The organism is Candidatus Persebacteraceae bacterium Df01 (assembly GCA_030386295.1).
Lineage (GTDB): Bacteria > Pseudomonadota > Gammaproteobacteria > Tethybacterales > Persebacteraceae > Doriopsillibacter > Doriopsillibacter californiensis.
In genome coordinates, this window is the sequence record JANQAO010000003.1 from 446341 (window position 1) to 455906 (window position 9566).

General features: G+C 45.2%; 11 protein-coding genes and 1 pseudogene. 2 read left to right on the top strand and 10 right to left on the bottom strand.

Annotated features, from left to right (window positions below; genetic code table 11):
- A complete protein-coding gene (gene lptD / locus NQX30_06925) occupies positions 1 to 2079 on the top strand; it encodes an LPS assembly protein LptD (GenBank protein ID MDM5148094.1) in 2079 nt (692 codons plus the stop codon).
- A 127-nt stretch (positions 2080 to 2206) separates the two neighbouring features.
- On the top strand, positions 2207 to 2842 hold the full coding sequence (locus NQX30_06930; protein ID MDM5148095.1) for a class I SAM-dependent methyltransferase: 636 nt from the start codon (positions 2207 to 2209) through the stop codon (positions 2840 to 2842).
- A 138-nt stretch (positions 2843 to 2980) separates the two neighbouring features.
- On the opposite strand, the gene NQX30_06935 is transcribed toward NQX30_06930, so the two are convergent.
- The 10 genes and pseudogenes from NQX30_06935 to NQX30_06980 form a co-directional block, all read right to left on the bottom strand.
- On the bottom strand, positions 2981 to 4234 hold the full coding sequence (locus tag NQX30_06935) for a 6-phosphofructokinase (GenBank protein ID MDM5148096.1): 1254 nt from the start codon (positions 4232 to 4234) through the stop codon (positions 2981 to 2983).
- Positions 4234 to 4887, bottom strand: a complete 654-nt coding sequence (adk, locus tag NQX30_06940; protein ID MDM5148097.1) for an adenylate kinase — start codon at positions 4885 to 4887, stop codon at positions 4234 to 4236. Before adk ends, NQX30_06935 begins: the two co-directional genes overlap by 1 nt.
- Positions 4888 to 5153: 266 nt before the next feature.
- A pseudogene (gene rplQ / locus NQX30_06945) lies at positions 5154 to 5525 on the bottom strand (50S ribosomal protein L17).
- 2 nt (positions 5526 to 5527) lie between these two features.
- Positions 5528 to 6499: a DNA-directed RNA polymerase subunit alpha gene (locus NQX30_06950; GenBank protein ID MDM5148098.1), complete on the bottom strand. Its 972-nt coding sequence runs from the start codon at positions 6497 to 6499 to the stop codon at positions 5528 to 5530.
- A gap of 13 nt (positions 6500 to 6512) precedes the next feature.
- The gene (gene rpsD, locus NQX30_06955) at positions 6513 to 7133 is read right to left on the bottom strand and encodes a 30S ribosomal protein S4 (GenBank protein MDM5148099.1); all 621 of its coding nucleotides are present in this window, start codon (positions 7131 to 7133) and stop codon (positions 6513 to 6515) included.
- A gap of 18 nt (positions 7134 to 7151) precedes the next feature.
- The gene (gene rpsK, locus NQX30_06960; GenBank protein ID MDM5148100.1) at positions 7152 to 7535 is read right to left on the bottom strand and encodes a 30S ribosomal protein S11; all 384 of its coding nucleotides are present in this window, start codon (positions 7533 to 7535) and stop codon (positions 7152 to 7154) included.
- Positions 7536 to 7557: 22 nt separating this feature from the next.
- Positions 7558 to 7917: a 30S ribosomal protein S13 gene (rpsM, locus tag NQX30_06965; GenBank protein ID MDM5148101.1), complete on the bottom strand. Its 360-nt coding sequence runs from the start codon at positions 7915 to 7917 to the stop codon at positions 7558 to 7560.
- A gap of 80 nt (positions 7918 to 7997) precedes the next feature.
- Positions 7998 to 8111 carry a 50S ribosomal protein L36 gene (gene rpmJ / locus NQX30_06970; protein ID MDM5148102.1) on the bottom strand — a complete coding sequence of 38 codons (114 nt, stop codon included), beginning with the start codon at positions 8109 to 8111 and terminating at the stop codon, positions 7998 to 8000.
- A 275-nt stretch (positions 8112 to 8386) separates the two neighbouring features.
- Entirely contained in the window at positions 8387 to 8833 is a 447-nt protein-coding gene (locus NQX30_06975; GenBank protein MDM5148103.1) for a low molecular weight phosphotyrosine protein phosphatase, read from the bottom strand.
- Positions 8830 to 9513, bottom strand: coding sequence for an ABC transporter ATP-binding protein (locus NQX30_06980; protein MDM5148104.1), 684 nt, complete (start codon positions 9511 to 9513; stop codon positions 8830 to 8832). Before NQX30_06980 ends, NQX30_06975 begins: the two co-directional genes overlap by 4 nt.
- Positions 9514 to 9566 lie beyond the last annotated feature (53 nt).

A 9566-nucleotide genomic window follows, 5' to 3' on the forward strand; every position in this document is an offset into this window, starting at 1 on the left:
ATGTCTTTTGCATATTTTATCCGATTGCCCGTCACCTGTTTAGCTGCCGCCGCGTTGTCGGTGCCGGCTGCCGACTTGCCGACGACGACACCGGGTGATGTACGCATAGAAGCACAACATATAAAAGGCAGCTCAACGCGCGGTCAAGCACACGGTGATGTCAAAGCCTGTTTTAGAGATTTCACGCTTAATACGGAAACGCTAGAATACGACCACGCTACCGATTTGTTGCAAGTACCATCAGCTTTTAAATTACAGTCACCTGATTATCTGCTACATGGTGATTCCTTACGCTATCAACCGCAAGCACAGCGCGGCACGGCACAAGCGGTAAATTTAGAAGCCGGCAGCTTGCAAATGACAAGTAGCGTGCTTTTTATAGAGCCTGATTATTATCGCGCAGAAAAGGCGGAAATAACTAGTTGTCCTGTCACCGCCCGTGACTGGTGGCTGGAAGCTAATGAACTGCGGTTGGATGCCGACAACATGGAAGGAAGACACATGCTACTACGCGCCAGCGGCATACCGCTAATTTACCTACCTCGCTTTTCGCTACCGATTGGTGATGCCAAGCGCAGTGGTTTTTTGTGGCCTGATGCAGACTACAGCAATAACGAAGGTTTTAGCATGAACGTACCGTATTATTGGTTTTTGGCAGAAAATTATGATGCGACTACCGAACTCGGTTGGTCGGGTAAACACGGTTTTTTACTTAAAAATAATTTTCGCTATCTAACTCCACAACATAGTGGCAACATGCAAGTGGACTGGTCACTGTTTACCAGTGAAAACCGCGGCAGGCAATATGTGAACCACGTATGGACGTCTTCAAACTGGCGGTTAGAATTAACTGCCGATAATGTTTCAGACTCGCGATACTTCCGTGATTTTAGTGATGATACGAATCTACTAGCTATACGCAACCTACCACGGCGGGCACGCTGGGAATATGTCGGTGACAATTGGCGATTTGGCGCTGCCGCCGAATCACTCAAAACGCTAGACACGCAACTGATACCTCCACATGATATTTTGCCGCAACTATGGGCACATTATGATGGTCGACTCGACGCTTATGCTTGGCGATCCGATTGGGAATACTCCAAATTCAAGCGCAATAATGATACACAACAGGAAGCCGACCGCTGGCTGTGGCGCACTGGTGCGTGGAAACAATTTGAAGTAGGAAATTGGCATATTCGTCCAGAAATAGGTTTTCACGCAGCTCTTTATGATTCGGATGGTGACAATACTGAAGATGCCCAATTTATAGTGCCTTATGGACTTATACGGGCAGATTCTGGATATCGCCCAACACCATGGCAACAAGAAGGAGCGAGTTATCAATGGCAATTGGCGTACGCCTATGCACCAGAAAATGCCCAACAACATCGCGCACCGTTGTTTGACACGGCATTACGGCGTTTTTCAGCCGGCGGCATTTATGATTGGAATCGTTTTAGCGGCGATGATCGCGCGGCGGATGCACATTGGTTGGCCTATGGCATTAACTTTCGTTGGTGGGACTTTGATACCACCCGCGAACTGGCATCACTAGAATTCGCACAACGTTATTATTTGCGACGCCCGAGAATTATCTTGCCCGATGAAAGCACACCACCATCAAGTGGTTTTGCTAATATTATTGTCGCGTTGCGTATCCGCGCAGCAGAAAGATGGCGACTGGAAGCTGACACCGAATGGAATACCGCCAATAGTACTTTTGAAAGCTCATACGCCGATACACGAGCAGATTTTGGCAACCGCCGCCTACTGCGTGTCGGAATGCTTATAGAAGAAGAAGAAAGCGTGCTAGCGGGTGGTTCAATGCCGCTCGGCAAACGTATGGATATCGCTTTTCTCTCCCGTTATTTGATGGATGCTGATACATTTGCCGAATCCGCCTTTGCCGTTGAACTGCGTGATGATTGTGATTGCTGGAAATTATTTTTTAAAGTAACCAATCACGGAGCCAGTAGCGGCGACAATAAAGTATCTTACAGTATTGGCGTTGAATTTTCTGGTTTGGGGAAAATTGGCAATAGTGGCTATGATAATATCGTTGATGATTTACGCTGACTCACCAACACACAATCCTAAAGACGGACTCCAAATGCGCATTCTACTACCCGTTTTTTGACTACTCATAACTTTCACAATCCCATAATAGATTATTTTATAGCTTTTATCGCATAAAAAAATAGTCATGACAAAGGAAAGAAAAAATCACTGGGAAACAATTTATCAAAGCAAAGAACCGCACCAACTCAGCTGGACGCAAGAAATTCCCCAAATATCGCTTGATTTTATTTATTTATTAAATTTGGATAAGGCCGCCGCCATTATTGACATCGGCGGTGGTAACAGCAATTTGGTAAACTTCTTGATTAACGACGGATATACAAATATCACTGTGTTGGATATTTCTGCTAAGGCACTTGATAAAACAAAAAAACGACTTGGCGACAGGGCGGAAACGGTTAACTGGATTGTCGGCGACGTAACGGAATTTGAACCGGCGACAATGTTTGATGTCTGGCATGACAGAGCAGCATTTCATTTTTTGACCACCAGAAAAGATATTGCCAAATATATCAAAATCACAAAAAAATGCGTAACTGGTCATATAATTATTGGAACTTTTTCAAAAAATGGCCCACGAAAATGTAGCGACCTTGACGTAAGACAATACAGTGAGGAAACACTGATAAACAAGTTCAAACATGAGTTTAAAAAAAATTGCTGCCGGACGAAAAAACATGTGACGCCTTTTGGCACAGCACAAGAATTTTTGTTTTGCTGTCTCAAAAGACAAAAGCCGCATACGAATTTCAACCTTTGAACAGCCGCTCTTTTAGAAATGACTGAACATATCTCCCAATTTCAAATTACTTTATTCATCCTATAGGAAAAATGTAACGAACGTTCGTCACGGCACACTTATCCAATCCTTAAAAAATGTTTTGATTTTTACACTTTATTAATTTGCCGAATACGGCGGTAATTTTTTGTGTGCTAATTGTTTTTTTAATATTGCATACTCTGGCAAACCCGTAGCATTGTACGTAGGATATGCCTCTCCCTTAATCAGCGGCGATAAATAACGACGACCGGCAGCGGTAATACAATATTGCTCGCGATTGAAATACGTTGTTGGCAGTTTGCGTTCGCGATTAGCGACTTTTTTGAGTGACGTCGCTTCCACACGCCAACGGTACGGTGAATCAGACAAACGACGAATAACTGGCGTATAAGCGTTTTTACCTTGTACCGCCAATTGCACGGCAACTTCTCCTACAGCAACAGCTTGCTTGGCATCAACTGCCGAAGCAATATGGCGAGCCGCACGCTGCATGTAATCCGCCACTCCCCAATGGCATTTATATCCCGCATGCTTTGCCACATCAGCAATAATAGGAGCCACGCCACCCAATTGATGATGCGCAAATTGATCTGTACCATCGGCGGAAAGAAAATTACCTTTACTATCACAAAGACCTTCTGACACGACTACTGCAGCATAACCGTATTTCTTTACACGACGGTGTAACGTAGCAACAAAATGAGCACGGCGCCAAGGCACCTCTGGCGGCAAAATCATCAACGCCCCACCACCCACCGGTACCGCCATACCGGCTGCCGCTGCCAGCCATCCAGCGTGACGCCCCATGACTTCCAATACAAACACTTTTGTAGAAGTCGCCGACATAGAAGCCACATCCAGCATTGTTTCAGCAATGCTAACCGCTACATATTTAGCTGCCGAGGGAAACCCCGGACAAGTATCCGTAGCAGCCAAATCATTGTCAATAGTTTTTGGCACGCCTACAACAACTAAAGGATAGTTTAGTGTACGGGCGGCAGCAGACAATTTCATCGCCGTGTCCGCAGAATCATTACCGCCGTTATACAAAAAATAACGAATATCGTGAGCAGCAAAGACGTCCATTAAACGCGCATACGGCACTAAGTCATCATTGGGATCAGGTAATTTAACACGACAAGAACCAAAGGCACCACCCGGCGTTTGTTCAAGTTGCCTCAGCGACTTTCCACTCTCATGCCAAGTTTCTATTAATTCTTCGTTCAACACACCTAAAATACCATTTTGAGCTGCATATACGCGATGAACAGCCGGTGTAGTTTTTGCCGCAGCAATTACGGCAGCCGCAGAAGTGTTAATAACAGCAGTTACACCACCCGATTGGGCGTAACATAGATTGTGTTTTTTCATTACCGCAATTTTTGAATTTCTTGAATTAACTGGTGCGTGATTTCCTCAATTTTCCTACCGCCATCACAACCGATAAAACGCACTCGTCCCTGTTCGGCAGCATCGCTATAATGCATTTTGAGCGGCGCTGTCTGAAGGCGGAATACTTCCAGTCGAGTGCGTACCGTATCTTCGTTATCGTCATCACGCCGCACCAAGGGTTCGCCAGTAATATCATCTTTTCCCGGAATTTTAGGCGGTGAAAATGTAACATGATATACGCGCCCAGACGCTGGATGCACACTCCGACCACACAGACGCAAAATAATGCTATCATCATCTAAATCTAAATCAACCACTACATCAGGCGCTGCTGGCGAATCGTCCAACGCTTGTGCCTGTGGCAATGTACGCGGAAAACCATCAAACAAACAACCGACGCGACAGTCATCGGATTGCGTCCGTATCCGAACTATTTCCAAAATAATCTCATCCGACACCAACTCACCAGAGTTCATGATTTGTTTAGCTTGCAAGCCTAATGTAGTTTGGCGGGAAATATTGTCACGCAACATATCACCGGTAGAAATACGTGCAAAACCAAAATATTCGCAAATTTTTTCTGCTTGCGTGCCTTTTCCCACACCCGGAGGTCCTAACAAAATAATACGCATAATATTCCTTTCATCACCACAATTTGGCTATGAATTATAACGGCTTTGCTATATGGAATGTGCGCCTCGGCCTACTCCTATTTAAAATCCTGAAAAAATCAGAGCTAAACGAATGTTTATTTTTCTTCTTTGGTGGAAGGTTTATCTGAAGCTTCGTCACTTTCCTGATTTTTATTATCTTCAGACGATGCTTTTGCACTTTTTGCTGCGCTTTTTGCAACCACCGCAGCTTCTTTCTCTTTTATCGTAGCAACCTGCGCGGCGATTTCTTCTTCCGCAGGCTTGTCCACAAGTTCTACCAATGCCATTGGCGCACAGTCACCACGACGATAACCGCTTTTAAGTACCCGAATATATCCTCCCGGGCGCTGTGCAAAACGCACACCTAAAATATCGAAAAGCTTACTTACCATTTCTCTATCTTGAAGGCGAGCATACGCTAAACGTCGGTTGTGGACACTGGGTTTTTTACCAAGCGTAATTAAAGGTTCTATAAAACGCCGTAACTCTTTGGCTCTTGCCAACGTTGTCTTAATTTGTTCATGACGAATTAATGCACCGCCAATATGGCGCATCATAGCGCGACGATGTGCGCCATCCGTAATATTGAGTTTGCGTGGACCGTGTCTGTGACGCATGATTATCTAGGGGCTTTCCAGCTTGATACTTCCACACCTAGACTCAAATCACGAGTAGCAAGTGCCTGTTTGATTTCCAAAAGCGACTTTCGGCCTAAATTTGGCATGCGCATAAGTTCTTTTTCTTCTCTCTGCACCAATTCGCCAATGTACCGGATGCTTTCTTGTCGCAAGCAATTTAAGGAACGCACAGCCAAATCAAGCGTCTCTACTTTTTCAGAGAATAGTGGATGATACTGAGCTTCCCTGTGTGCGCCTACATTTTCTATAACGGACACTGTCTCTTCACCGCCAACTTCAGAAAACACTTTAAATTGATCAATTAAGATACGAGAAGCATAACGGATAATTTCTTCGCAAGTAAAAATGCCGTTGGATTCAATATCCATTATCAAACGGTCCAAATCAACACGATTTTCGTGGCGGGTTGAGCCTACTGAAAAATTCATCCGCTTGACAGGACAAAATGAGGCGTCTAAATACAGCGCCCCAACACGTTTTGAATCACCTTCAATGATTGATGCCGGCTGATAGCCAACACCACTTTCCACTACAATTTCCATTTCCAGCTCGCCACTTTTGGTAAGCACTGCTAAAACATGGTCAGGATTAACAATTTCCACATGCTGGGACAATTGAATATCGCCTGCAACCACTGTACATGGCCCTTTTTTAACTAATTTCACCACCTCACGATCGCTATCATTTAGCTTAAAAATAACGTTTTTAAGATTAAGAATTAGCCAAACAACATCTTCACGCATTCCCTCAACTCGGTCGTACTCGTGCATGATACCGTTAATTTTTACTTCGGTAGCGGCAAAACCGGGAATAGAAGACATCATCACTCGCCGCAAAGCATTACCGAGCGTATGACCAAAACCACGTTCCAAAGGCTCAATTGTTACCCTAGATGTCATTGGCCCTAGCGAGCGAACGCCAGAAATAGCCGGTTTCAAAAAAGTTTGTGTCATACCTGTCTGCTCTTTATTTAGAATAATACTCAACAATGAGGTTGGTGTTCACGTCTTGAGCTACATTTTCATGCGCTGGCCATTCGCGATACACACCTTGCATTTTTTCGAAATCCACATCCACCCACTCCGGTCGTGGAAGCGTTTGCGCTAGTGCTACGGTATCTTTAACCATCTGCAAAGCACTTGCTTTTTCTGTGAGAGATATAACCTGACCAACGGCAACTTGAAAAGAAGGAATGTTAACCGGCTTATCATCTACCAATATCATTTTGTGCGAAACCACTTGACGTGCGTGAGCTCGGGTGGATGCAAAACCCATACGATACACCACATTGTCTAAACGAGACTCAAGCATCCGCACTAAAATATCACCGGTCGCACCTCGGGCGCGGTCAGCACGCTGATAATAATTGCGAAATTGACGCTCTAATAAACCATATATGCGCCGCAGTTTTTGTTTCTCTCGCAAATGGTCAAGATAATCAGAACCGCGAGCATTGCCTCGCTTATTGCCGCCTGGCGTTGTTTTGAGACGGCACTTTTTTTCAAGCGGCTTAACGCCGCTTTTAAGCATTAAATCAACCCCTTCACGTCTGGCGAGCTTGCAAGTGGGCCCTGTGTAACGTGCCATTTCTTTTTCTCCTAAAAGTTAAACTCGACGACGCTTAGGCGGACGGCAACCGTTATGCGGCATTGGTGTTACATCGGAAATGGAATTTACTTTAAAACCCATGGCATACAGCGCCCGCACTGCCGAGTCGCGACCAGAACCTACGCCCTGTAACCGCACGTCCACGTTTTGAACGCCCATTTCCTGCGCTTTTTTACCCACCCCATCTACTGTGATTTGAGCTGCATAAGGCGTCCCCTTGCGCGCCCCCTTAAAACCGGAAGAACCCGTTGTCGCCCACGCCAACACATTACCGTGACGATCGGCAAAAGTCACAATAGTATTATTAAAAGTTGCTGTCACATGCACCACGGCATCTTGCACCACGCGCTTAATTTTTTTTCCTGAACTTTGATGAGCCATTATATTTATTTGCTAAAAGGTATTATTTTTTCACCCGAAGACGACGCGGTCCTTTACGAGTTCGAGCATTAGTTCGAGTTCGCTGCCCACGCACAGTTAATCCGTGACGATGGCGAAGCCCACGATAACAACCCAAATCCATTAGCCTCTTGACATTCATGGATATTTCTCTACGCAAATCGCCCTCAATGACATATTTACCGATTTCTACGCGCAAAAACTCTTTTTTGTCATCACTCAGGGTTTTCATTTGAACCCCAGGATCAATATCAGCACGCCGACAAATTTCTCTCGCCCGTGCTCTACCGATGCCGTAAATCGCTGTTAACGCGATTTCCACATGCTTATATTCGGGGACAACAACGCCGGATATTCGTATCATAAGAGTAGATTATTATAACACAACATATTACTAGCAATTAGCCTTTCCACAACGGCAAAAGTCATCACATTTCATAGACATCATCCTTGACGCTGCTTGTGGCGAACTTCTTTACACAATACCCAAACCCGCCCGTTGCGGCGAATAATTTGACAATGGCGACAAATGCGCTTGACTGAAGAACGTACTTTCATAAGCCGCTCATTATACTATGACATTTAGCAAATTCGGCATTTATAGCCTATCTTATTTTGTAAAGATAAAAAATATATTCAACGTGAAAGAAAAACCACTGTTGAATTACTGGTTATCAAGGAGTAGAAAACACGACAATATTATTAGTCTTGACGACATTCACAACCTCACCAACAAGCGATAGTTAAATTTATGGCGTCCATAGACGGCAAAAAAACGGCTGTTTATTGCGCGAAAAGGTATTCTTTCACGCATATTAATTACTCGTTTTTAGTTAAGAAAACTGCTCAATGAGTGCACCACAACCTTGTTCTAACATATCTATCATGCGCTCAAAACCAGCGTCACCGCCATAGTAAGGGTCTGGAACATCGGTGTTTTCTTTCACAATCCCCATAAATAATATCAAATCTGCTGGACACTGCGCTGGCGCGTTGGCGCGCAAAAAACGATAATGCTCTTCCGTCATGGCGTATATGCGGTCAAATTGCACATAATCATTAACACACAATGAGCGAGCGGTAATACCACGCATGTCGTAACCTCTCGCTTCCGCGGCTTGTTGCGCTCGTGAGTCGGGAGCTTCTCCCTCGTGCCAACCACCAGTACCGGCAGAGTCAATCGTCCACTTTAATCCAGCATCGTTACAATATTTTCGTAATATTGCTTCCGCAGACGGAGAGCGACAAATATTGCCAGTGCATACAAATAAAATTTTCATGCCAATTCTTCCAACCTTCCATCAATCAGGCGAACACGACGTTGAGCTAATACTGCCAGCCGCTCATCATGGCTAACCACGATAACGGCAGTATGTTGCGCAGTAGCAACTTCCAGTAGTGCATTAAATACAGAATCGGCGTTGCGCCGATCCAAATTTCCGGTGGGTTCATCGGCAAGAATACAGGCGGGGTTACCTGCCAGTGCACGCGCTACCGCTACTCGCTGACGCTCTCCGCCAGACAGTTTTTCTGGCGTTTTACCGCTATGCGCATTCATCCCCAATTGCTCCAGACACCGATGTGCCCGTTCCATCGCTTGCTCTCGCGGCAAACGACGAATAATAAGCGGCATCGCTGCATTTTCTAGTGCCGTAAATTCGGGCAACAATAAATGAAATTGAAAAACAAAGCCTAATTTGGCGTTGCGCCAACGAGCCGCAGCAGTTGGTGACAGCTGCCTCCATTCTTTTTCTTCCACAGCGACATTGCCGGAATCTGGCATATCCAAGCCACCTAAAATATGCAATAGCGTAGTTTTACCAGAGCCGGATGTACCAGCGATGGCTAACGTTTCCCCAGCGCGTACAGTTAAATTTGCGCCATCCAGAACTTGTTGCGTGCCGCCACCGGCAATAAATGTTTTATGCAAATCGGTACCACAAACGACAATATTACTCATGACGCAAAGATTCCGCCGGTGGCAGACGCCCGCTACGCCAAGCCGGCCAAGCC